This window comes from Synechococcus sp. CS-1332 (assembly GCF_025127995.1).
GTDB lineage: Bacteria > Cyanobacteriota > Cyanobacteriia > PCC-6307 > Cyanobiaceae > Cyanobium.
This window is the reverse complement of sequence record NZ_JAHLYP010000005.1, coordinates 1-23,817: the sequence shown is the minus strand read 5'-3', so window position 1 is coordinate 23,817 and position 23,817 is coordinate 1. Positions and strand designations below refer to the sequence as shown.

Here is a 23,817-nt window from a genome sequence, read left to right as displayed (position 1 = left end):
CGCTTTGTCCTTGATCACCTGGGTGCTCCCCGACCCTAGGCAGCAGCCGGTACCCTCCAGCTATGGCGATCATCTCTTCGGGGGGACCAGCCGGGCCTGTCCCGGGAGTGGGCGGGACCAAGGCCAGCGAGGCCCCTTCGGCGCGCCTCGTCGATCCCGCCGCCCGGCCTGAAGAGGAGCCGGTGGTCCGGGAGGATGGGCTGCGGCCCCGGCGCCTGGCGGACTACATCGGCCAGAGCGAGCTGAAGCAGGTGCTGCGAATCGCCGTGGAGGCCACCCGCAGCCGCCAGGAGGCCCTCGATCACGTGCTGCTCTACGGCCCCCCCGGCCTCGGCAAGACCACCATGGCCCTGGTGCTGGCCGAGGAGCTGGGGGTGCGCTGCCGGATCACCAGCGCCCCCGCCCTGGAGCGTCCCCGCGACATCGTCGGCCTGCTGGTGAATCTCCAGCCCCGCGAGGTCCTGTTCATCGATGAGATCCACCGCCTCAACCGCGTGGCCGAGGAGATCCTCTACCCGGCGATGGAGGACTTCCGTCTCGATCTCACCGTGGGTAAGGGCACCACCGCCCGCACCCGCAGCCTGGACGTGGCCCCCTTCACCCTGGTGGGGGCCACCACCCGCGCCGGTTCGCTGAGTTCGCCGCTGCGGGATCGCTTCGGCCTGATCCAGCGGCTGGAGTTCTACGGCCTCGACGACCTCGAGGCGATCGTGGTGCGGGCCGCGGGCCTGCTGCAACTGCCCCTGCGGGCCTGCGCCGCCCAGGAGGTGGCCCGCCGTTGCCGGGGCACGCCCCGGATCGCCAACCGCTTGCTGCGTCGGGTCCGCGACGTGGCGGCGGTGGGCGGACACGGCCAGATCGATGCGGCGCTGGTCGATGAGGCTCTGTCCCTGCACCGGGTGGATGGCCGCGGCCTGGATGCCAGCGACCGCCGCCTGCTGCAGCTGATGCTGGAGGCCTACGGGGGCGGTCCCGTGGGGCTGGACACCCTGGCAGCGGGCCTGGGGGAGGATCCCGCCACCCTCGAAGCGGTGGTGGAGCCCTACCTCTTGCAACTTGGTTTTTTGCAGCGCACCCCCCGGGGACGGATCGTCACCGCCGCCGGCCGCGCCCACCTCGATGGTCCTGCTGCGGTGGCGGCGTGAGGTCCCGGATGGCGGCGCTTCTTTCTGTGCTGGCCCTGCTGCTGGCTGGGCTGCTGGCCTTGCCGCCGGCGGTGCGGGCCGATGCCGGCGGGGCGGCACCGTCGTTGCCGGTGCTGTTCGATCGGGCCCTGGCCGCCAGCCGCGAGGGGCGGTTCGGCGAGGCCCTGCCCCTGTGGGACCAGGTGCTGGAGCTGGCGCCCCAGGACGCCTCGGCCTGGAGCAACCGGGGCAACGTGCAGCTGGCCCTGGGGGACCCCCGGGCGGCGATCGCCGACCAGGACCGGGCCATCGCCCTGGAGCCCGCCAGCGCCGACCCCCACCTCAACCGCGGCACCGCCGAGGAGGCCCTGGGCCTGTGGCCAGCGGCCGCCGCCGACTACGGCTGGATCCTGGAGCGGGACCCCCTCGATGCCTCCGCCCTCTACAACCTGGGCAATGTGGAGGGTTCGCTCGATGACTGGCCCGCGGCGCGGCAGTGCTTCGAGGCGGCGGCGGCGGCCCGGCCGGGTTTCGCCATGGCCCGCTCCAGTGCCGCCCTGGCCGCCTTCCAGCTGGGGGAGACGACGGCGGCGGAGAAGCAGCTGCGTGATCTGATCCGCCGCTACCCCCTGTTCGCCGATGCCCGGGCCGGACTGACGGCGCTGCTGTGGCGCCGGGGCGCCCGGGGCGAGGCGGAGAGCCACTGGGCCGCGGCCTCCGGCCTCGATCCCCGCTACCGGCAGGAAGAATGGCTGCTGCAGATACGGCGCTGGCCGCCCGTTCCCGTGCAGGCTCTGGCCCAGTTCCTGGCCCTGGCCCCCTGAACCGGCTTAGCCCTATCGGCTTCCCCCTCCGCCCATGACCCCGTTGTCCTTTTCCCCCATCGCCCCGGCTGATGCCACCTGGGAGGCGCTGGGGCTGGAGGCGACCCTGCAGGCGGCGTTGCCGGAGCTGATCCAGCTGCGGCGCCACATCCACCGCCATCCCGAACTGAGCGGCCACGAGCAGCAGACCGCCGCCCTGGTGGCCGGTGAGCTGCGGCGCTGGGGCTGGGAAGTGCGCGAAGCCGTGGGCCGCACCGGGGTGGTGGCCGAACTGGGGCCGCTGGGGGCTCCCCTGGTGGCCCTGCGGGCGGACATGGATGCGTTGCCGATCGAGGAGCGCACCCAGCTCGCCTTTGCCTCCAGCCGCCAGGGCCTGATGCATGCCTGCGGCCACGACATCCACACCACCGTGGGTCTGGGGGTGGCGAGGCTGCTGGCCAGCGTGGCCGACCGGCTCACGGCCCGGGTGCGGCTGCTGTTCCAGCCGGCGGAGGAAACTGCCGAGGGAGCGGCCTGGATGTGCGCCGATGGGGCCATGGACGGCGTCCAGGCCCTGTTCGGGGTGCACGTGTTCCCGAGTCTGGAGGTGGGCACGGTGGGGGTGCGCAGCGGCAGCCTCACGGCCGCGGCGGGTGAACTGGAGGTGGAGGTGCTGGGGGAAGGCGGCCATGGCGCCCGGCCGCACCAGAGCACCGACGCGATCTGGATCGCCGCCCGGGTGGTGAGCGGCCTGCAGGAGGCGATCAGCCGCCGGCTCGATCCATTGCATCCGGTCGTGGTGAGCTTCGGGTTGATCGAAGGCGGCAAGGCCTTCAACGTCATCGCCGACCACGTGCGGCTGCTGGGCACGGTCCGCTGCCTGGATCTGGAGGTGCACGCCCAGCTGCCGGGCTGGATCGAGGACACCGTCCATGCCCTCTGCCGCGGCCATGGCGGCGAAGCGCGGGTGCACTACCGCTGCATCTCGCCGCCGGTGCACAACGATCCGGAGCTCACCCAGCTGGTGGCGGACGCGGCCGTGGCCCTGCTGGGCCGCTCCCGGGTGCAGTGGCTGGAGCAGCCCTCTCTGGGGGCCGAAGATTTCGCCGAACTGCTGGCCAACACCCGCGGCACCATGTTCCGCCTGGGGGTGGCTGGACCCGGAGGCTGTTCGCCCTTGCACAGCAACAGCTTCGATCCGGACGAGGGCTGCCTGGAGGTGGGCATCAAGGTGCTGGCCCTCAGCCTGCTGCGCTGGATGGAGCAGCCGGTTTGAGCGTCCGTCGGCTGCCCAGGTTCCGGGCCGCGCTGCTGGCGCTCTCCGCGCCGCTGCTGATCCTGCTGGCCCTGCTGGTGCTGCTGCTTCGCCAGGGGGCGGATCGGCTGCCGGCTCTTCCCGCCCTGGTGATCGGCTGCGGCCTGCTGACCACCAGCGTGGTCCGCCGCCGCCGCCGCCGGGCCGAACTGCTGCGGGCGCTGCGCCAGGGCCCACAGGCCTGAAGCGCACTGCGCCAAGGTGATGGATCCCCGTCGTGATCCCCGTGAGTGCATCCACCCCCGATCTCGAAGCCGCCCGGCAGGCGATCGCCTCCGGCGACCCCAGCCGGGCCATGCCGGCCCTGGCGGGACTGCGGGCGGTGGAGGCGGAGGCGGCCATCCCGCTGCTGCTGCTGGGGCTGGAGCAGACCACCTTCGTGATCCGTTCGCTGGCCTGCGCCGGGTTGGGGGTGAAGCGCAGCGAGGTGGGTTGGCAGGCCCTGGAGATGGCGGTGCGACAGGACGAGGACGCCAATGTGCGCGCCGAGGCCGCCAATGCCCTGGCCAGCTACGGCGTGGAGCGGGCCTGGCCCCCGTTGCGGGACACCTTCGTGGCCGACGACCAGTGGCTGGTGCGCTGCAGCATCCTCTCGGCGCTGGCGGAGCAGGCGGAGATGCCGGCGGCCTGGTTGCTGGAGCTGGCGTTGCTGGCCATCGCCGATGGCGACGGCACGGTGCGGGCCGGTGGGGCCGAGATCCTGGGGCGCCTGGTACGCCAGGGGGAGGGGCCCGAGGCGGCCGAAGCGCGCGAGGCCCTGGCGGCGCTGCAGGCCGATGGCGACCACCGGGTGGCGGCCGTGGCGCTGGACGGTCTGCAGGCCTGACGCCTCCGCCGACCCGGGTCGTGAGCCCTGGGGAGGTGGTGGTGGGTTGTTTCCCAGTTCTGTACAGCCTGTACAGAACTGGGAAACGTTGCTGTGGAGCCCTTATCCCCGTTCAGCCTTGCTAGGTTTCGGGCGTCACTAGGGGTGCCCGGCGCAGGATCCACCGATCGCTACGCCCAGGGCTGAGATCACACCCTCCGAACCTGATCCGGGTCATGCCGGCGCAGGGAAGTGGAACAGGACCGTGAAACCAGTCTCAGGCAGCGCCCCCGCCCTTTGCCGTAGCCCGTCATGCGCAGCGCCTGGATCCAGAAGCGTCGTGGTCAAGCCAACGTCACCCAGCTGCATTACGCCCGCCAGGGAGTGATCACCGAGGAGATGGCCTTCGTGGCCCAGCGGGAAAACCTGCCCGAATCGCTGGTGATGGAGGAGGTGGCCCGGGGCCGCATGATCATCCCGGCCAACATCGAGCACCCTGGCCTTGAGCCGATGGCGATCGGCATCGCCAGCAAGTGCAAGGTGAACGCCAACATCGGCGCCTCCCCCAATGCCTCCGATCTGCAGGAGGAGGTGGAGAAGCTGAAGCTGGCCGTGAAGTACGGCGCCGACACGGTGATGGACCTCTCCACCGGCGGTGTCAACCTCGATGAGGTGCGCACGGCGATCATCAACGCCTCCACGGTCCCCATCGGCACGGTGCCCGTGTACCAGGCGTTGGAGAGCGTGCACGGCTCGATCGAGAAGCTCGATGCCGACGATTTCCTGCACATCATCGAGAAGCACTGCCAGCAGGGGGTCGACTACCAGACGATCCACGCGGGGTTGCTGATCGAGCACCTGCCGCTGGTGAAGGGACGGCTCACCGGGATCGTCAGCCGCGGCGGCGGCATCCTGGCCCAGTGGATGCTCTACCACCACAAGCAAAACCCACTCTTCACCCGCTTCGACGACATCTGCGAGATCTTCAAGCGCTACGACTGCAGCTTCTCCCTGGGGGATTCGCTGCGGCCGGGCTGCCAGCACGATGCGTCGGATGCGGCCCAGCTGGCGGAACTGAAGACGCTGGGTGAACTCACCCGCCGCGCCTGGAAGCACGACGTGCAGGTGATGGTGGAGGGTCCGGGCCATGTGCCGATGGATCAGATCGAGTTCAACGTCAAGAAGCAGATGGAGGAGTGCAGCGAGGCGCCTTTCTATGTGCTCGGCCCCCTCGTCACCGATATCGCCCCCGGCTACGACCACATCACCAGCGCCATCGGCGCGGCCCTGGCCGGCTGGCACGGCACGGCGATGCTCTGCTACGTGACGCCGAAGGAACACCTGGGCCTGCCCAATGCCAACGATGTGCGCGAGGGCCTGATCGCCTACAAGATCGCCGCCCACGCCGCCGACATCGCCCGCCACCGCCCGGGCGCCCGCGACCGGGATGATGAGCTGAGCCGGGCCCGCTATGCCTTCGACTGGAACAAGCAGTTCGATCTCAGCCTGGATCCGGAGCGGGCCCGGGAGTATCACGACGAAACCCTGCCGGCCGACATCTACAAGCAGGCGGAGTTCTGCTCGATGTGCGGCCCCAAGCACTGCCCGATGCAGACCAAGATCACCGACGCCGACATCGAAGGTCTGGAGCAGGTGCTGAATGCACTCGGGGCGAAGAGCGAACAGGCGGCGGTGTGAGTATCGAGGCGCGGTTGTCGGTTCAGCAGGTGATTGCAGCTGGGCCTCTATTGTCTGTGGCTCAGCCAGGGAAATTCTTATCGCCGCCGCTTCACTTGTTGACTTCAGCTGGATGTTCCATCTGAGCAAAGGTTTTAGATCGGTCAGCTAATGGCGAGGCAAAGTACCATTCTCAAATCACTTAAAAGTGATTATGGCTCTGTTTCTTTTGCTCCGCATCGGGCAAAAGAACTAGCTCATTCTATTCTATCTGAATGCATTCGATTGCATGAAGTAAATCATGCTCTCGGTGATTTTCTGGAGAAGAATCTGGCTATGGAAATCTTCCTGCTCCAAGTGACTGTCCATCGAGCAACTGCCGGAGCTCTCCACTCTTAGAGTTGATCACCCACGACTCCTCGGAATTGTAATCAGCTAGCACTGTCTCGGCGTTGCTTTGTACGGTATGAAGGCCTTTCCTTCTGACTCGCCACCAATCGGTGGCTACCAAGGCCTTGAGGTCTCGCCTGTTAGGAAATGTCCAGTGCAGTGCGGCTTGAAAATCCCAATAGGAAGCAAACCCATAGATACCCTTATGCGAAATCGGTCCATCAAGAACAATGATGGAGTTACGTTTGACGTCTTCTATTGATGTTTGTTTGATATCTCGCAACAGAGATGACTCAGACTCCCAAACATCGTGCCACAGACTCAATTGCGTCGCCATCGAAGCGCTGAGTACAATGCTGTAAAATGTAAAAGCGGTAACTCCAGTAATCTTAAGGGGTTTCATTCTTGATTTGCTCACGATGCCAAATATGAGGGAAATGAATAGTGCGATCCAAAGAGATACTCCAATAGTGGACCGAGAATCCACTCCAGTGCCAGTCAGTCTGAATCCAATGAAGGAAGGGACTAAGCAGGAAGCCGCATATCCCAAACAGCAAAGAAGAATTGCAACTAGGAAGCTCCTGCGAACACCCCTTAGGGCCTGTTCTGTGAATAAAGAGATTAAAGTTAGGCCGATAAGTCCGATAGAAATGGCTAAGCCTAATAGCAAAAGCCAGTTGTTGCTTGGTAAAGATTGACGAATAAAGTCAGATTTCAGATTAACGAAAAACGTTGTAAGCCAGTCAGCGTAATACGCTTTGACCGCTGACTTCCCAAACGACTCCCCGAATTTGCGGATTAGGTAAACGACTCCATATGTGGCCAAGAGCCATCCTAGAGGACGTAATACTGGCTGTGCCGGAATCTTTTGAATACAACGACTACTCTGAGCATAAAAAAAGCACACCAATATGATGAACTGAGGAATAAAAAACTCGTAAGCTAGGCAAGATAGAAGAATACTTAGAGGGAACCACGGCAAAAGTCCGGCTTTGCCTCTCCAGAATCTGATCAAACTAGTACCAGCTAGCGCAAAACCCATGACGCAAAAGAGCGTAGGATTTGTTGTAAGCCATGCCGAGGTGCCCAAGGTCCATGGCATTACTAGCCAAATACAGGCTCCAATGACAGAGCTGACATATCCATTGGATTCCAAAACAAAATGGAGCAGTTGTCGAATGAAAGAGCGAAGAATCAGGGCCGTTCCTAAGACTACTAGACTGGCATAAAAATGTAGTACAGCAAGGTTTCCTCCACTTAGCCACGTTGTAGCTATATGATAAAGTCCTAGAACTGGACGATTCCCAAAAACCTGGATTAGACTTAGCGTGCTCCCAGTTGATGGAGAGTCAAGAAAGATAGCCCAGTCATCATGATAGAGCCCTAGGGAAAATGGCCTGAAACCATAGAATGCCAGCCAAGCTGCAAAAACTACTGCATTGTCTCTAATCAGCTGTTTCCAGCTCATCCAACTACACTCATCAGTGAACTTCATTGCTTTTTGAATACGATCATCAGAGATGTACCTGCAAAGTGATTGGGGAGTATTTCTAGGGAAGCTAGAAATCCAAGAACACGGCCAACGAACGGGCTGGACGGCGAGAAACCCCGTTGAATGACTTTTGAGCGTTCAGAAAAATGAACGATAAAATTGCGCATAATCAAAACGGGAATTAATGCAAGTCCCCAATAACTCCATTTGATGATGCTGAGATTATGCTCTTTGGCTATTCGCTTGACGTCATTGGCGCTGTAACGACGTTTGTGCCCAGCCTCTACATCGTACTTGGAGAAACAACACTGAAGTGCTGGAACATTGATCAATAATTGACCGCCAGGCCTGACATGAAAAAGTAACGACTCAACAAAGTGATGCTCATCGTCAATATGCTCAATGACGTCCATGGCGCTGACGATATCGAAAGTCTGCTCAAGTTGAACTTGTCTAGAATTGATGTCGTAGCAGTAAGTGCTCTTGACGCCGCTTGGATTGAGCTTCAATGCAACGATATTCAGATCCGCACCGATCACATCAAGATGATAGCGGTCCCGACAATAGCTCTGAAGTAATCCGGAACCACAACCTACGTCAAGCCAGCTCGGCGTACCACTAAGCCAAGACCGGATTAAGGTATGCATCACCTTGAAGCGACGAGCAATCCAAAAATGATCAGGTCGAGAAAACTCATACCATTTGTCAGCCATGTCAACGGGAACGGCCTCACTCAGATAAGTGATCATCGACTCGGGGGAACTCATGCTTTGATGATACGTGAAATGAACGAAACGGGCCTCTGCTTGACTTCAACAAGCACCACGGCTAAATATTCTCCGATGATGCCAAGAGCCGCGAGAATCGCGCTTGAAACTAGCAGAAGCATAACTGCTAAAGTCGCAATTCCTTGATTTGCTCCGATATTATAGCCGAACAGAGTGAAGGCTGGAAAGATCCGATTGATCATCAGTAACCCAGCAACTAAGGCGCAAAAGAGGCCCGATCCCAAGCTTAGAAATGAGGCAATTCGAAGCGGTATGGTTGAAAAGCCAACCACTCCTTTCATTGCCAAAAGATATAATCTAGAGTAATTGTATCTTGACTTTCCAAGCAAGCGCTTAGGGCGTGAGTAGGATACTCCTAGCTGCCGAAGGCCTACCCAAGAGCGCAGGCCTCGTAGGAATTTATCTCGCTCTGGAAAAGAAAGAATCATGTTTACGGCGCGCCGGTTCATGGCACAAAAATCTCCGGCGTCAACCTGCCAAGGATGCTCTGAAATTGATCCCATCAGCCTGTAGAAGCCCTTATAGCAAGCTTTGATCAGGGGTCCGGCTTCTCGGTTTGCTCGTACTCCATAGGCAACATCTTGCTCTCCAGAATGGACAATTCTGATTAGATCCAGCAGAATTTCTGGTGGGTCTTGCATGTCAGCATCCATTAAAGCGCATATCTCCCCTCCCGAATTCTGTAGGCCCGTATACAATGCAGGTTGATGGCCGAAGTTGCGCGTGAGGGATATTCCCCAAACATTTGGAAATACTTGATTTATGTTTTCGATACAGCTTTCGGTCATATCGTGGCTCCCATCATTGACAAGAATGATCTCCCATCTGTCGGAGCCGAAAGCGGAGCAGAGCAGAGGCTCAAGTCTGTCAATAAGAACTGGCAAAGACTTTTCTTCGTTGAAGCAAGGGATGATCACAGAAAGAAGAAGCTTTCCCGCCTCAGGTATTGTTCTCATGATCGGGGTTTCAAGCTCGGAGTGAATGGAAATTCTTGTGCATAGGGTTGGGCCCCAACTCTTCGATTATCTCATCACGCAGTCTGTGAAGAACACGCCAATAGGATATGATCTCATTTAGAGGGATTCCATTAGGGTGGGCTTTGAGCAAGCTAGGTGCGTTTTGACTCTACTTGGTCTCTGCTCGATTGCACAGAGGCCAGTGCTTGGTATAGTGTCGATAGCCTTGATCATGATTTAGGCAGGTTCGCCCTTGCATTATCATTTTTCAAAGCCTCAACTCCTTATATGAAAGCCGTCATCCTGGCCGGTGGACTGGGTACCCGACTAGCGGAGGAGACCCACCTGCGGCCCAAGCCGATGGTGGAGATCGGCGGCAAGCCGATCCTGTGGCACATCCTCAAGATCTACAGCCACCACGGCATCAATGACTTCATCATCTGTTGCGGCTACAAGGGTTATGTGATCAAGGAATACTTCGCCAACTATTTCCTGCACACCAGTGATGTCACCTTCCATATGGATCTCAACCACATGGAAGTGCACCGCCAGAAGGCTGAACCCTGGAAGATCACCCTGGTTGACACCGGCGATGCCACCCTTACCGGCGGCCGTCTGGCCCGGGTGCGCAGCTACCTCCCTGAAGACGAGTCCTTCTGCTTCACCTACGGCGACGGCGTCGCCGATGTGGACATCACCGCCCTGATCGCCCATCACCAGCGCCAGGGCCTGCAGGCCACCCTCACCGCCGTCCAGCCCCCCGGCCGCTACGGCGCTCTGCACCTCGACGGGGACGTGGTGACCGATTTCGAGGAGAAGCCCGACGGCGATAATGCCTGGATCAACGGCGGCTTCTTCGTGCTCGAGCCTTCCGTAATCGACCTGGTCGACGGCGACGACTGCGTCTGGGAGCAGGCCCCCCTCAAGGCCCTCGCCACCCAGGGCCAGCTGAACTCCTTCAAGCACCGCGGCTTCTGGCAGCCCATGGACACCCTGCGCGACCGTCAACGGCTCGAAGACCTCTGGCTGCAGGGCCGCGCCCCCTGGAAGATCTGGAGCTGACCATGACCAGCGGCTCCCCTGGGCGGGCCTGGCAGCAGCCCGATCCCTCCTTCTGGCACGGCAAACGCGTGCTGCTCACAGGCCACACCGGCTTCAAGGGCAGCTGGCTGGCCCTCTGGCTCTGCGAGCTGGGGGCCCGGGTGTCTGGGTTTGCCCTGGCGCCGGACACCGACCCATCCCTGTTCGACCAGCTCGGGCTGGCCAGCCGCCTCGATCACCACGTGGGCGATCTGCGCGATCCGGCGGCCCTCACAGAACTCGTGGCGTCCAGCCAGCCCGAGGTGGTGCTGCACCTGGCGGCCCAGCCCCTGGTGCGGCGCAGCTACGCCGAGCCGGTGCTCACCTGGGAAACCAACGTGCTGGGCACCATCCATCTGATCGAGGCGCTGCGCCCGCTCAGCCACCCCTGCGCGGCGGTGCTGATCACCACCGACAAGGTGTACCGCAACAACGAATGGCTCTACGGCTACCGGGAGAACGACCCCCTCGGCGGCCACGACCCCTACAGCAGCAGCAAGGCCGCCGCAGAGCTGGCCATCAGCTCCTGGCGCGCCAGCTATTGCGGCACCCTGCCCCACCAGTCGCCCCATCTGCGCCTGGCCAGCGCCCGGGCAGGCAACGTCATCGGCGGCGGCGACTGGGCCGCCGACCGCATCATTCCCGACACCGTGCGCTCCCTGCGCGCCGGTGAGCCCATCACCCTGCGCAACCCCGCCGCCACCCGGCCCTGGCAGCACGTGCTCGAACCCCTCGGCGGGTACCTGGCCCTGGCCGAGGCCCTCGCCGAGCCGTCCGATGGGCGCGCGATGGCCGAAGCCTTCAACTTCGGGCCCCAGCTGGAGGCCAACCGGCCCGTGCAGGAGCTGGTGGAGCAGGCCCTGGCCCACTGGCCCGGCCGCTGGATCGATGCCTCCGATCCCAACGCCCCCCACGAGGCCGGTCTGTTGAACCTTGTTGTCGACAAGGCCCACCACCGCCTCGGCTGGTCGCCCCGCTGGGATTTCGCCACCACCACCGCCCGCACGCTTCAGTGGTACCGCCGCGTGATCGAAGCGGGCGACGACCCGCTGGCCTGCTGCCTCGACGATCTCACCGCCTATCTCGCCTGCTGCCCGCCGGGCCGATCCACCCCATGACCGCCGACCTCGACCAGCTCAAGCAGGAGATCCTCCGGCTCACCCGCGACTACGCCCGCCGGGCCCACGCCGCCTTCCGCCCGGGCGACGATCCGGATCGCACCCCCCACGCCGACGGCCAGACGATCCCCTACGCGGGCCGCGTCTTCACCGAAGACGAAGTCGAAGCGGCCGTGGGAACCACCCTCGACTTCTGGCTCACCCTCGGCACTGAGGGGGCGGCGATGGAGAGCGAGCTGGGGGCCTTCCTGGGGGTGCGCCACAGCTTGCTGGTGAATTCCGGCTCCTCCGCCAACCTGGTGGCCATCTCGGCCCTCACCTCCCACCGCCTGCCGGCCGAGCGGCGCCTGCGGCCCGGCGACGAGGTGATCACCGTGGCGGCCGGCTTTCCCACCACCGTGGCGCCGATCCTGCAGGTGGGCGCCTTGCCGGTGTTCATCGATGCCGATCCAGTCACCGGCAACGCCCGCTGCGACCAGCTCGAAGCCGCCTTCACCCCTGGCGTCACCAAGGCCGTGATGATGGCCCACGCCCTGGGCAATCCCTTCGATCTGGCGGCCGTGCTGCGCTTCTGCCGCGCCCACGACCTCTACCTGGTGGAGGACAACTGCGACGCCCTCGGCTGCTCCTACTCCATGCCCCGGGAGCTGGCTGAATCCCTCGGTTTCTCAGAGAACAGCCCCGGCCTCGATGAGGGGCCCGATCGCGTCATCCGCTGGACCGGCACCTGGGGAGACATCAGCACCCAGAGCTTCTACCCGCCCCACCACCTCACCATGGGCGAGGGCGGCGCCGTCAACATCGTGCGCGACCAGAAGCTCAAGGTGGTGGCCGAGAGCTTCCGCGACTGGGGCCGCGACTGCTGGTGCCCCTCCGGCAAGGACGACACCTGCGGCAAGCGCTTCGACTGGCAACTGGGCGAACTGCCCGGCGGCTACGACCACAAGTACATCTATAGCCACCTCGGCTTCAACCTCAAACCGCTCGATCCCCAGGCCGCCATCGGCCGGGTGCAGCTGCGCCGCCTGCCGGAGTTCATCGAGGCCCGCAAGCGCAACTGGCAGACCTTGCGCGAAGGCCTGGTGGCCACCGAGTCCGTGCTCGAGTTCTCCCTGCCCACCCACGCCACCGGCTGGGATCCGGTGGCGGGCTTCTCCTGGGACGCCAGCGGCTGCCGCACCGACTGCTCCTGGTTCGGCTTCAAGATCTCGGTGAAGCCCGAGGCCCCCTTCCGCCGCACCGACCTGGCCAAGGAGCTCGATGCCCACCGCATCGGCAACCGCATGCTGTTCGGCGGCAACCTGGTGCGCCAGCCGGCCTTCGTGCAGCTGCGCGCCGATCGCCCCGACGCCCTGCGGGTGGTGGGGGATCTGGCCGGCGCCGACGCGATCATGGTCGACACCCTCTTCCTTGGCACCTACCCGGGCCTCACGGCCCCGATGCTGGCCAAGGAGATCGCGGTGATCCGGGCCTTCTGCCAGGCCTGATGCGGCTGTTCCTCACCGGCGGCACCGGCTTCATCGGCTCCCATGTGCTGGCGGCGGCCCTGGCGGCAGGCCACCAGGTGCTGGCCCTGCGCCGCAGCCCCGCCTCCGCCCCGGCGATCCCCCTGCCGCGCCAGCCCCAGTGGTGCGAGGGCGACCTCGCCAGCCTGGAGGCCGCCCAGCTGGACGGGGTCGAGGCGGTGCTGCACCTGGCTTCGGCGGGCGTGAGCCCCAAGCCTGCCAGCTGGGACAAGCTGGTGCAGGCCAACGTGGCCGGCAGCCTGCGGCTGCTGGAGCGGGCGGCGGAGGCGGGGGTGCGCCGCTGCGTCGTCGCCGGCACCAGCCACGAGTACGGCAACGCCGCCCGCCGCTATGACGCCATCCCGCCGGAGGCCCCCCTGGAGCCCCTGAGCCCCTACGGCGCCAGCAAGGCGGCGGCCTTCCAGCTGCTGCGTGCCTTCGCCATCGCCCAAGAGCTGGAGCTCGTCTATGGCCGCATCTTCTCGGCCTACGGCGAGGGCCAGTTCGCGGGCAACTTCTGGCCCTCCCTGCGGCGGGCCGCCCTGGCTGGCGAGGATTTCCCGATGACCTCCGGCCGGCAGGTCAGCGATTTCATCCCCGTCGCCGCCGTGGCGGCCCACCTGCTGGCGGCCTGCAGCCGCCCCGACGTTGCCGCCGGCGTGCCCCTGGTGGTCAACGTCGGTTCGGGGGCCGCCATCAGCCTGCTGGCCTTCGCCGCGGCGGAATGGGAGCGCCTGGGGGCGACCGGTAGATTGCTGCCCGCCAGCCTTCCGGACCGCCCCGATCAGATCGAACGGTATGTGCCCGACCTGCGCGGGCTGCGGATTCCGGCCTCTCCCATCCCCTGAATCCGATGAAGGTCCTGATCACCGGCGGTTGCGGCTTTCTGGGCTCCAACCTGGCCGCCTCCTACCTGCAGGAAGGAGTCGAGGTGGTGGTGGTCGATGCCCTGTTCCGGCGCGGTTCGGCGGCGAACCTGGCCTGGCTGGAGCAGCAGGCCGCCCCGGGGCGTTTCCACTTCATCCAGGCCGATCTGGCCGAGGCCGAAGCTGTGCTGGCCGTGTTCCGGCGCCACGCCCCCTTCGATTACATCTGCCATGTCGGCGGCCAGGTGGCGATGACCACCTCCCTACAGGAGCCGGCCCGCGACCTGCAGACCAACGTGCTCGGCACCTTCGCTGTGCTCGAGGCGGCCAGGGCCCTCTCTCCCGAGGCGCTGATCGCCTACAGCAGCACCAACAAGGTCTACGGCGATCTGGAGGGGCTGCGCTACGAGGAGACCCCCACCCGCTACCGCCTGCCGGACCACCCGGAAGGCCTCGATGAGTCCCTGGGGCTGGATTTCTCCACCCCCTACGGCTGCTCCAAGGGGGCGGCGGATCAGTATGTGCGCGACTGGGCCAGGGTGTACGGCCTGAAAACGGTGGTGTTCCGCCACTCCTCGATCTTCGGCGGCCGCCAGTTCGCCTCCTTTGACCAGGGCTGGGTGGGCTGGTTCTGCCAGAAGGCGATCGAGCAGAAGCGTGCCCACCAGGCGGGCATGGCCCCCGAGCCCTTCACCATCGCCGGCACCGGCAAGCAGGTGCGCGACGTGCTCCACGCCGACGACCTGATCCGCCTCTACCGGGCCGCCTACGAGCACCGTGAGCGGATGAACGGCGAGATCTTCAACATCGGCGGCGGCGCCGCCAACTCCCTCAGCCTGCTGGAGCTGTTCGCCCTGCTCGCCGAGCTGCTGGCCATCCCGCCGCTCGTTTACACCCCCACCCCCCGGCGGGCCAGTGACCAGGACTGCTTCATCGCCGCTATCGGCAAGGCCGAGCAGTTGCTTGGCTGGTCGCCGGCCATCTCCTGCCGCGACGGCGTCAGCCGCATGCTCGCCTGGACCGAAACCAACCTCATGCCGGCCTGAGCGGAGCCGTTGCGCGCACCCATGGCCACCCTCCTGCAGAAGATCCAGCAGTTCCGCCAGTCAGCCGAGCAGCGCCTGCCTCCCCGGCTCCACGGCGTTCTCGTCTCCGCCGCCCTGATCGGCCTCTGCGCCCTCGGCTACCACCTGCGGCGCCCGTCCATCTCGTTGCAGCCGGGCCTCTATGCGGAGGATGGCTCGATCTTCCTGCAGCACGCCATCGACCACGGCAGCGGATCGCTGCTGCAGCTGTATGCGGGCTACAGCCATCTCCTCCAGCGGATCAGCGCCCTGACGGCCGTGAACCTGCTTTCGCCCCTGGCCTATCCCAGCTTCTTCCTGCTGGTGGCCTGGGTGTCTTACCTGCTGCCGCTGGTCAGCGTGGAGGCCCTGATCGGGGCGGGGGTGTTCAGCCGGGCGATGCGGCTGGCCTACATCCCCTACGTGTATTACCCCTACGCCGGCGAAACCTATCTCAATCTGCCCAATGCCTACATCTTCTTCCCGCTCGGCTTCATCCTGATCGCCTATGGCGTGGTGGCACAGCAGGGCAGCGGGAGGGCGGAGATCTTCCGATCTCCGCTCCTCAAGGGAGTGTTGTTTCTCTATGGGCTGGTGGCGGCGTTCACCGGACCCTTCATGGCCATCTACACGGTTCCCCTGCTGATCTTCCATGGCCTGCGCCGCCGCCGGCTGCCGATCCGGCCCCTGTGGCTGAGCCTGCCGGTGCTGCTGTCGTCCCTGCAGATCTACTTTTCCCAGCTGCAGACCAACTACCCCCTCTCGACGGCCCGGGCGCTGGCCAAGCTGCTGATGCGGCCCGCCGTGCTGCTCGACTGGTTCACGGTGCACCTGATCGCCCCGCTGCTGGGGGGCTACAAGCCCTGGTGGTACCTGCGGGACCTGCCCGATCCCCTGCAGCTGCTGGCCGTGCTCGGGGTGCTGGTCCTGGTGGTGCTGGCCGTGCGGGTGGTGACAGGGCGCATGGGCCAGCCGGCCCTGCTCTACCTGGCCATCTTCTCCACCCTGGTGCTCTCCTTCTCCAGCCTGCTGGTGGCCACCCGTCGCGGGGTGGACCTGAAGATGTTGAGCGTCGAAGATGCGGGCGGGCGCTTCTTCTATTGGAACACCGTCCTGTTTCTGTCGGTGTTGCTGTTGGCGTTCTTGTTTCTGGTTCGTGACCCAGGCACCCGGAACAGCGCCACCGGCCGTGCCCTGGCCATCTGGCTGGTGTTGACGCTGGTCTTCTATCACAACAATGTCGTCGACCGGACCGTCTTCGAGGTGAGTCCGTCGGGGGAGATCAAGACCCTCGTCTACGGGGATCAGCTGCGGGAACAATGCCAGCAGAAGGATTCGCTGCCGATCAAGATCTTCGGCGGCCCCGTCTGGGACTTCAAGCTGGGGCAGCGCCAGATTGACAGGCTGTGCGCCAGCCTCACCTAACGCCCGAACATGCCCACAGCCACGATCGCATAGCCGAGGGTGATCGCCACCAGGCTGGCCGGCTGCAACGCGGCTGAATCCTTGATGGCGAAGAGCACATACAGAAGCGGATACTGCAGGCTCAGCATCAGCACCGCCAGTTTTCTGTCGGCGGCGGGCAGCACTAGGGCCGTGATTCCAAAGGAGGCGCCATAACAAAGCAGCGAGGCCACCAGGTAGAGGATTGTGGTGCGGATGCCCTCAGCCGGAGGCCGGATCCGCAAGATGAATTGGCCCAGGCATGCCGCTAGAACGGCAGCCAAAAGATACACTGCCTGCAGCATGCTTTTCGTCAACATTGAGCCATCATATCGCCATTTGCATTCCATGCTACAACGAGTCCTCCAATATTGAAGCCCTCTATGTGAGGCTGTCGAAGGTTCTCGAGCAGTTTTCTGACGATGTCTTCTCGATCGTGTTTGCTGATAATTGCTCCACCGACCCTACGGTCGATCTGATCGAGGGATTGGCGGCAAGGGATTCACGGGTTGGCCTGATTCTCAATGTCTCGAACTTCGGCTTTGTGCGCTCCTCTGCCAATGCCTTGTTGGTGCCAGATGCCGATGCCAATGTCTTTCTGATGTCAGATTTGCAGGATCCCCCCGAGTTGGTGGCCGATCTGATTACGGCCTGGAAGCAGGGCGATAACCAGGTGATCTTTGCTGTGCGGCGCTCCAGCCATGAGAGTCCGATCCTGTTTCTCTGCAAAAAGATCTACTACGCCACGCTGTCCTGGCTCTCCGACTATCCGATGGTGCGGGATACCACCGGCTTCGGCATCTACGATCGCTCGGTGATTCTGGCCCTGCGGCAGTCGATCGATTCCTATCCCTTCATCAAGGGCCTAGTCTGCGCCATCGGCTTCAAGTGGTCCACGATTCCCTATGTGAGCGCTGATCGCAAGGGAGGCAGCAGTTCCGCTTCTCTCTCGTTCCTGGTGGATTTTGGTGTGCTCGGCATTGTCACCTCCTCCCGCAAACCCATGCGTCTGATCACCACCGCAGGCCTGTCGCTCGGGGCCCTCTCGATCCTGCTCTCGTTCGTGGTGATGGTCAGCAAACTGATCTACTGGAACAGTTTCCAGTTCGGCGTCGCGATGCTGTCGATCTCGGCACTCTTTTTCGCCGGCGCGATGATGTTTGCTCTCGGCATTCTCGGCGAATACATCGGCTTCATCAACCAGCGCACCCTGCGACTGCCCCTGGTGGTGGAGCGCAGCCGCCACAACGTGCCGTCCCGCCAGGGCTGAGCATTCCACGGGCATCAAAAAGCCGGACCCTGACGGTCCGGCTAAGAAGATGTTCAGCTGGTTGGCCACGCCGATGGCTGACCAACCCTTCGCTGGGGACTGATCCGTTCAGCCCAGTGCCTTCGCCGTGGCCACCACGTTGTCGACGGTGAAGCCGAATTTCTCCAGGCAGATCCCGCCGGGGGCGGAGGCACCGAAGCTGTCGATCGAGACGCTGGCGCCATCGAAGCCGGTGTACTTGTGCCAGCCGAAGGAGCTGGAGGCTTCCACCACCACGCGCTTGCGAACGGCGGCGGGCAGCACTGATTCGCGGTAGGCGGCGTCCTGCTCCTCGAACAGCTCGATGCAGGGCATTGACACCACCCGCACGGCCTTGCCTTCGGCGCTCAGCTGGGCGGCGGCTTTGACGCAGAGGTCGAGCTCGGTGCCGGTGCCGATCAGGATCAGATCCGGGGTACCGTCGCAGTCGTTGAGCACGTAGCCACCCATGGCCACCTTGTCGGCGGCTGAGTTGGCCTGGTTGACCATGGCCTGGCGGCTGAGGGCGAGCACCGTGGGGCGCTTGCGGTTGGTGACAGCGACCTTGTAGGCCCCCACCGTCTCGTTGCCATCGCCGGGGCGCATCACCAGCAGGTTGGGGATGGCGCGCAGGTTGGCGAGGGTTTCCACGGGCTGGTGGGTGGGGCCGTCTTCGCCCAGGCCGATCGAATCGTGGGTGAGCACGTAGATCACGCCCAGCTCGGAGAGGGCCGACAGCCGCATGGCTCCGATCATGTAGCCGGCGAACACCAGGAAGGTGCCGCCGTAGGGGATCAGGCCGCTGTTGTGGTAAGCGATGCCGTTGAGGATCGCTGCCATGGCGTGCTCGCGCACACCGAAGTGCAGGTAGCGGTTGGCTTCATGGCCCTTCTGGAAGCTGGCCTCGCCCTTGATGTCGGTGAGGTTGGAGTGGGTGAGGTCGGCGGAGCCGCCGATCAGTTCGGGCAGGCTGGGGCCGAAGGCGTTGAGGGCGTTATAGGAGTGCTGGCGGGTGGCCAGGCCTTTGTCGTCGGGGGTGAAGACGGGCAGTGCCGCATCCCAGCCCTCGGGCAGCTCACCCCGCAGCATCCGCTCGAACTCGGCGGCTTCGGCGGGGTAACGGCTGCGGTAGGTGGCCAGGCTTTCGTTCCAGGAGGCTTCATCGGCGGCCCCGCGCTGGATCGCTGCGCGCCAGTGCTCGTAGGCGGGCTCGGGCACTTCGAAGGCCCCGTAGCTCCACTCCAGCTGTTGGCGGGTGAGCTCGGCCTCCTCGGCACCGAGGGCGGCGCCGTGCACCCCGGCGGTGTTGGCCTTGTTGGGCGAGCCGTAGCCGATGGTGGTGGTGACCTTGATGAGGCTGGGGCGATCGCTGACCGCCTTGGCCGCTTCGATCGCCCGTGTGATGGCGGCCACGTCGGTGTTGCCGTCTTCAACGTGCTGCACATGCCAGCCGTAGGCCTCATAGCGCTTCATCACGTCCTCGGTGAAGGACACGCCGGTGTTGCCGTCGATGGTGATGTGGTTGTCGTCGTAGAGGGCGATCAGCTTGCCCAGGCCTAGGTGGCCAGCCAGGGAGGCGGCCTCGCTGGAGACGCCCTCCTGGTTGCAGCCATCACCCATCAGCACATAGGTGTAGTGGTCAACGATCTTGGCGTCGGGCTTGTTGAACTTCGCCGCCAGGTGGGCTTCGGCGATCGCCAGGCCCACGGCGTTGGAGATGCCCTGGCCGAGGGGGCCGGTGGTGACCTCGACCCCGGGGGTTTCGAAGGTTTCCGGGTGGCCGGGGGTGCGGGAGCCCCACTGGCGGAACTGCTTGAGGTCCTCCAGGGAGACGCTGTCGTAACCGGTGAGGTGCAGCAGCGCGTACAGCAGCATGCAGCCGTGGCCGGCCGAGAGCACGAAGCGGTCGCGGTTGAACCACTGCGGATTCTTGGGGTTGTGGCGCAGCACCTTGTCCCACAGGGAGAAGGCCATCGGAGCGCAGCCCATCGGCAGGCCGGGGTGGCCCGAGTTGGACTTGTTGATCGCATCGACCGCCAGGAAGCGGATGCTGTTGATGCAGAGCGTCTCTACGTGGCTATCGACCTGGGTGGTGGGGGCGGCGACCATGGCTTGACGGGGGATAGAAAACAGGGAGAAGGGAGGTGGTCCTTGGAAGGCGCACCGGGTGATCAGGTCATCCGGCGGAAGGCGAGGCAGACGTTGTGGCCGCCGAACCCGAAGGAGTTGGAAAGCACGACGTTGACGGCGTGTTCCCGGGCCTGGTTGGGCACCACATCCAGATCGCAGGCGGGATCGGGCGTGCTGTAGTTGATCGTAGGCGGTACAAGGTTGTGGGCCACCGCCAGCACCGCGGCGATCGCCTCGATGCCGCCGCTGCCGCCCAGCAGGTGGCCGGTCATCGACTTGGTGGAACTGACTGGGATGGTCATGGCGTGGGCTCCGAGGGCCGACTTGATGGCGGCGGTCTCGTTGCTGTCGTTGGCCTGGGTGCTGGTGCCGTGGGCATTGACGTAATCCACCGCCTCCGGCTCCAGCCGGGCATCGGCCAGGGCCAGCCGGATGGCCTCCGCCGCCCCCACACCGCCCGGGGAGGGAAGGGTGTAGTGATAGGCGTCACAGGTCATGCCGTAGCCGACGATCTCGCCGAGCACCCGCGCGCCCCTGGCGGTGGCGTGCTCCAGGCTCTCCAGCACCAGCACCCCAGCCCCCTCGCCGATCACGAACCCGTTGCGCTCGGCGTCGAAGGGCCGGCTGGCGGTGGCGGGGTCATCGTTGCGGAACGACAGGGCCCGGGCGCTGGCGAAGCCGGCCACCCCCAGGGGAGTGATCGCCGACTCGGCGCCACCGCAGACCATGGCGTCCGCCAGACCCATCTGGATCAGCCGGAAGGCGTCGCCGATGGCATTGGAGCCGGCGGCGCAGGCGGTGGCTACGGCGCTGCTGGGCCCCCTGGCGCCGATGGCGATGGCCGCCAGCCCGGTGGCCATGTTGGGGATCATCATCGGCACGCAGAACGGGCTGACCCGGTCGGGACCGCGCTCGGCCAGCACATGGGCCTGGGTTTCCATCATCAGCAGCCCGCCCACGCCGGAGCCGATGGCCACCCCGATCCGCTGGGCATTGCTGTCGTCGATGGTCAGGCCGGCATCGGCCAGCGCCTGCTTGGCCGCGACCACGCCGAACTGGCAGAAGCGATCCCATCGCTTCGCTTCCTTCGGCTCCAGCCAGCCAGCCGTATCGAAGTCCTTGACTTCGGCGGCGAAGCGGCAGGCATGGCGGGAGGCATCAAACAGGGTGATCGGCGCCACCCCATTGCGGCCGTTGATCAGACCCTGCCAATAGTCCGCGACGTTGTTGCCGATCGGTGTGACCGCGCCCAGGCCGGTGACGACGACGCGGCGGAGACCCTCCACCATGGACGCCTCAGGCCTGCTTCTCTTGGATGTATTTGACGGCGTCGCCCACCGTGAGGATCCCTTCGGCCGACTCATCGGGGATCTCGATGTCGAAGGCTTCCTCCAGGGCCATCACCAGCTCGACGGTGTCGAGGGAATCAGCTCCCAGATCGTTCTGGAAGTTGGATTCCGGCTTGACCTCGTCAGCCTCCACGCTGAGTTGTTCGGCAACGATCGACCGGACTTTCTCGAAGATCGCTTCCTGGGACATGGCTGCTGTGAGGGAGGCAGCATCCTACGGGTCGCCCCGAACGGGCCCTTTCGCCGTATGAACAAGGGTGACGGCCGACGCCCGGTCTGGCCCTGCGCCGGAAGGGTGTGGGTACTTTGGGCACCTCGCCGTTCGTTCCCGGCCCTGGCATGTCCCACGCCGTCAAGATCTACGACACCTGCATCGGTTGCACCCAGTGCGTCCGTGCCTGCCCCCTCGACGTTCTCGAGATGGTGCCCTGGGATGGCTGCAAGGCCGCCCAGATCGCGTCCTCACCCCGCACCGAAGACTGCGTCGGCTGCAAGCGCTGTGAAACCGCCTGCCCCACCGACTTCCTGAGCATCCGCGTTTATCTAGGCGACGAGACCAGCCGCTCCATGGGCCTGGCCTACTGAGCTCGGCAGCATCGCTGCCCTCCCATAAGCTCTTGCCCGGCGCTAGCGCCGGGCTTTTTTTTGCCCCCACCCCCGTTTCCCGCCGGATTGCTTCTCCTATGTGCGGCATCGTTGCCCTGATTGGCTCGCGGGAGGCGGCCCCCCAGCTGCTGGAGGGTCTGCGCCAGCTGGAGTACCGCGGCTACGACTCGGCCGGCATCGCCACCGTCGACGGGGCCGGCCTGCATTGCCTCAAGGCCGAGGGCAAGCTGGTCAACCTCACCGCCCGTTACGAGGAACGGGGGGCCCCGGGCCAGTGCGGCATCGGCCACACCCGCTGGGCCACCCACGGCAAGCCTGAGGAGCGCAACGCCCACCCGCACCTCGATGGCAGCGGCCAGCTGGCCGTCGTTCAGAACGGCATCATCGAGAACCACCGCAGCCTCAGGGAGCAGCTGCAGGCCGAAGGAGTGGAGTTCCGTTCCGACACCGACACCGAGGTGATCCCCCACCTGCTGGCCCGCCGGCTGCGGCAGCGGCAGGACGAGGGGGCAATGGCTTCGCCGGCGCTGCTGCTGGAAGCATTGCAGCAGGTGCTGCCTCTGCTGCAGGGGGCCTACGCCCTGGCGGTGGTGTGGGCGGCGGTGCCCGGGGCCGTCGTGGTCGCCCGGCGCCAGGCCCCCCTGCTGATTGGCCTGGGGGAGGGGGAGTTCCTCTGCGCCAGCGACACGCCGGCCCTGGCGGGCTTCACCCGCACGATTCTGCCCCTGGAGGACGGCGAGGTGGCCCTGCTGACGCCCCTTGGCATCGAGCTCTACGACGCTGCCGGCACGCGGGTGCAGCGCAACCCCACCCTGCTGGTGGGCACCGAGCACGTGGCGGACAAGCGCAGCTTCCGCCACTTCATGCACAAGGAGATCCACGAGCAACCCGAAACCATGGCCCTGTGGGTGGCCCGCCACCTGCCGGAGGGAGCCCTGGTGGCGCTCCCCCTCGACGAGTCCGTCTACGAGGGGGTGGAGCGGATCCAGATCCTGGCCTGCGGCACCAGCCGCCATGCGGCCCAGGTGGGCGCCCATCTGCTGGAGCAGCTGGCGGGGCTGCCGACGTCGGTGTTCTACGCCAGCGAATTCCGCTATGCCCCGCCGCCGCTGGAGCCCCACACGCTCACCATCGGTGTCACCCAGTCAGGCGAGACGGCCGACACCCTCGCCGCCCTGGCGATGGAGCAGGAGCGCCGCTTCCTGGTGGCGGATCCGGCCTACGCGCCGCGCCTGCTGGGCATCACCAACCGCCCCGAGAGTTCCCTCGGCCGCCTGGTGCCCCACCTGCTCGACATCGGCGCCGGCATCGAGGTGGGGGTGGCCGCCACCAAGACCTTCCTCGGCCAGCTGCTCGCCTTCTATGGCCTGGCGCTGGCCTTCGCCGAACGCCGCGGCGGCACGGCCCATCCCTTGGGCGGCGGCCGCACCCCCGCCGAGCTGCGGGCCCTGGCCGAGCAGCTGCGCGCACTCCCGCCGGTGCTGCAGCGGTTGGTCGACGACCATGACCGCTGCTGTGCCGAGCTGGCCCATCTGTTCGCCGACACCCAGGACGTCATCTTCCTGGGACGGGGCATCAACTACCCGATCGCCATGGAGGGGGCCCTCAAGCTCAAGGAGATCAGCTACATCCACGCCGAGGGCTACCCGGCGGGGGAGATGAAGCATGGCCCGATCGCCCTGCTCGATGCCCGGGTGCCGGTGGTGTCGATCGCCGTGCCGGGAAGTGTTTTTGAGAAGGTGCTCTCCAATGCCCAGGAGGCCAAGGCCCGCGATGCCCAGCTGATCGGCGTGGCGCCTGCCTGCCCGGACACCGAACTGTTCGATGTGCTGCTGCCCCTGCCGGACGTGGACGAGCTGCTCAGCCCCCTGCTCACGGTGATTCCAATGCAACTGCTCAGTTATCACATCGCCGCCCACCGTGGCCTTGATGTTGATCAGCCGAGGAATCTGGCCAAGAGCGTCACCGTCGAGTGAGGGTGTCGGGCCTGTGACGCCCTGCGGCGGGCGAGCCCGCGT

At 64.8% G+C, this 23,817-nt stretch carries 22 protein-coding genes and 1 riboswitch; of the genes, 15 read left to right on the top strand and 7 right to left on the bottom strand.

Features of this window, described 5'->3' with window-relative positions:
* Window positions 1-62: 62 nt before the first annotated feature.
* From ruvB to thiC, 6 genes are all read left to right on the top strand, one after another.
* A complete protein-coding gene (gene ruvB / locus KQ305_RS00700) occupies window positions 63-1,145 on the top strand; it encodes a Holliday junction branch migration DNA helicase RuvB (protein WP_259723542.1) in 1,083 nt (360 codons plus the stop codon).
* A gap of 8 nt (window positions 1,146-1,153) precedes the next feature.
* The gene (locus KQ305_RS00695) at window positions 1,154-1,948 is read left to right on the top strand and encodes a tetratricopeptide repeat protein (protein WP_259723541.1); all 795 of its coding nucleotides are present in this window, start codon (window positions 1,154-1,156) and stop codon (window positions 1,946-1,948) included.
* 34 nt (window positions 1,949-1,982) lie between these two features.
* Entirely contained in the window at window positions 1,983-3,203 is a 1,221-nt protein-coding gene (locus tag KQ305_RS00690; protein ID WP_259723540.1) for an amidohydrolase, read from the top strand.
* Window positions 3,200-3,427 (top strand): DUF3188 domain-containing protein, encoded by a 228-nt coding sequence (locus KQ305_RS00685; RefSeq protein WP_259723539.1) that lies wholly within the window; start codon window positions 3,200-3,202, stop codon window positions 3,425-3,427. The genes KQ305_RS00690 and KQ305_RS00685 overlap by 4 nt, the downstream gene beginning before the upstream one ends.
* 41 nt (window positions 3,428-3,468) lie before the next feature.
* Complete coding sequence (locus KQ305_RS00680) at window positions 3,469-4,068, top strand: HEAT repeat domain-containing protein (protein ID WP_399230134.1); 600 nt, start codon at window positions 3,469-3,471, stop codon at window positions 4,066-4,068.
* A 130-nt stretch (window positions 4,069-4,198) separates the two neighbouring features.
* Window positions 4,199-4,315, top strand: a riboswitch (TPP riboswitch).
* Between the two features lie 44 nt (window positions 4,316-4,359).
* Entirely contained in the window at window positions 4,360-5,745 is a 1,386-nt protein-coding gene (gene thiC / locus KQ305_RS00675; RefSeq protein WP_259723538.1) for a phosphomethylpyrimidine synthase ThiC, read from the top strand.
* Window positions 5,746-6,058: 313 nt separating this feature from the next.
* Here the strand turns inward: thiC and KQ305_RS00670 are convergent, their stop codons facing one another.
* The 3 genes from KQ305_RS00670 to KQ305_RS00660 are packed head-to-tail and all read right to left on the bottom strand — an operon-like array spanning window position 6,059 to window position 9,350.
* The gene (locus KQ305_RS00670; protein ID WP_259723537.1) at window positions 6,059-7,582 is read right to left on the bottom strand and encodes a hypothetical protein; all 1,524 of its coding nucleotides are present in this window, start codon (window positions 7,580-7,582) and stop codon (window positions 6,059-6,061) included.
* Window positions 7,583-7,605: 23 nt separating this feature from the next.
* The gene (locus KQ305_RS00665; RefSeq protein ID WP_259723536.1) at window positions 7,606-8,355 is read right to left on the bottom strand and encodes a bifunctional 2-polyprenyl-6-hydroxyphenol methylase/3-demethylubiquinol 3-O-methyltransferase UbiG; all 750 of its coding nucleotides are present in this window, start codon (window positions 8,353-8,355) and stop codon (window positions 7,606-7,608) included.
* A 14-nt stretch (window positions 8,356-8,369) separates the two neighbouring features.
* The gene (locus tag KQ305_RS00660; protein WP_259723535.1) at window positions 8,370-9,350 is read right to left on the bottom strand and encodes a glycosyltransferase family 2 protein; all 981 of its coding nucleotides are present in this window, start codon (window positions 9,348-9,350) and stop codon (window positions 8,370-8,372) included.
* 288 nt (window positions 9,351-9,638) lie between these two features.
* Here KQ305_RS00660 and rfbF point away from each other — a divergent pair, with 288 nt between their 5' ends.
* The 6 genes from rfbF to KQ305_RS00630 are packed head-to-tail and all read left to right on the top strand — an operon-like array spanning window position 9,639 to window position 16,408.
* Complete coding sequence (gene rfbF, locus KQ305_RS00655; RefSeq protein WP_259723534.1) at window positions 9,639-10,412, top strand: glucose-1-phosphate cytidylyltransferase; 774 nt, start codon at window positions 9,639-9,641, stop codon at window positions 10,410-10,412.
* 2 nt (window positions 10,413-10,414) lie between these two features.
* On the top strand, window positions 10,415-11,548 hold the full coding sequence (rfbG, locus tag KQ305_RS00650) for a CDP-glucose 4,6-dehydratase (RefSeq protein WP_259723533.1): 1,134 nt from the start codon (window positions 10,415-10,417) through the stop codon (window positions 11,546-11,548).
* Entirely contained in the window at window positions 11,545-13,035 is a 1,491-nt protein-coding gene (gene rfbH / locus KQ305_RS00645; protein ID WP_259723532.1) for a lipopolysaccharide biosynthesis protein RfbH, read from the top strand. Before rfbG ends, rfbH begins: the two co-directional genes overlap by 4 nt.
* A complete protein-coding gene (locus KQ305_RS00640; RefSeq protein WP_259723531.1) occupies window positions 13,035-13,901 on the top strand; it encodes an NAD(P)-dependent oxidoreductase in 867 nt (288 codons plus the stop codon). The genes rfbH and KQ305_RS00640 overlap by 1 nt, the downstream gene beginning before the upstream one ends.
* Window positions 13,902-13,906: 5 nt before the next feature.
* Window positions 13,907-14,965: an SDR family NAD(P)-dependent oxidoreductase gene (locus tag KQ305_RS00635; RefSeq protein WP_259723530.1), complete on the top strand. Its 1,059-nt coding sequence runs from the start codon at window positions 13,907-13,909 to the stop codon at window positions 14,963-14,965.
* 21 nt (window positions 14,966-14,986) lie between these two features.
* On the top strand, window positions 14,987-16,408 hold the full coding sequence (locus tag KQ305_RS00630; RefSeq protein WP_259723529.1) for a hypothetical protein: 1,422 nt from the start codon (window positions 14,987-14,989) through the stop codon (window positions 16,406-16,408).
* Here the strand turns inward: KQ305_RS00630 and KQ305_RS00625 are convergent.
* The gene (locus KQ305_RS00625; RefSeq protein ID WP_259723528.1) at window positions 16,405-16,671 is read right to left on the bottom strand and encodes a hypothetical protein; all 267 of its coding nucleotides are present in this window, start codon (window positions 16,669-16,671) and stop codon (window positions 16,405-16,407) included. The two genes, KQ305_RS00630 and KQ305_RS00625, sit on opposite strands and share 4 nt — an antisense overlap.
* Window positions 16,672-16,688: 17 nt before the next feature.
* Between KQ305_RS00625 and KQ305_RS00620 the strand changes: the two genes are divergently transcribed.
* A complete protein-coding gene (locus KQ305_RS00620) occupies window positions 16,689-17,696 on the top strand; it encodes a glycosyltransferase family 2 protein (RefSeq protein WP_259723527.1) in 1,008 nt (335 codons plus the stop codon).
* Window positions 17,697-17,804: 108 nt separating this feature from the next.
* Here the strand turns inward: KQ305_RS00620 and tkt are convergent, their stop codons facing one another.
* From tkt to acpP, 3 genes are all read right to left on the bottom strand, one after another.
* Window positions 17,805-19,823: a transketolase gene (tkt, locus tag KQ305_RS00615; RefSeq protein ID WP_259723526.1), complete on the bottom strand. Its 2,019-nt coding sequence runs from the start codon at window positions 19,821-19,823 to the stop codon at window positions 17,805-17,807.
* Window positions 19,824-19,885: 62 nt separating this feature from the next.
* A complete protein-coding gene (gene fabF / locus KQ305_RS00610; RefSeq protein WP_259723525.1) occupies window positions 19,886-21,133 on the bottom strand; it encodes a beta-ketoacyl-ACP synthase II in 1,248 nt (415 codons plus the stop codon).
* 7 nt (window positions 21,134-21,140) lie between these two features.
* Window positions 21,141-21,383, bottom strand: a complete 243-nt coding sequence (acpP, locus tag KQ305_RS00605; protein ID WP_254953716.1) for an acyl carrier protein — start codon at window positions 21,381-21,383, stop codon at window positions 21,141-21,143.
* A 149-nt stretch (window positions 21,384-21,532) separates the two neighbouring features.
* Between acpP and psaC the strand changes: the two genes are divergently transcribed.
* A complete protein-coding gene (psaC, locus tag KQ305_RS00600) occupies window positions 21,533-21,778 on the top strand; it encodes a photosystem I iron-sulfur center protein PsaC (RefSeq protein ID WP_011377242.1) in 246 nt (81 codons plus the stop codon).
* Window positions 21,779-21,876: 98 nt separating this feature from the next.
* A complete protein-coding gene (glmS, locus tag KQ305_RS00595; RefSeq protein WP_259723524.1) occupies window positions 21,877-23,775 on the top strand; it encodes a glutamine--fructose-6-phosphate transaminase (isomerizing) in 1,899 nt (632 codons plus the stop codon).
* The last annotated feature ends 42 nt before the right edge of the window (window positions 23,776-23,817 follow it).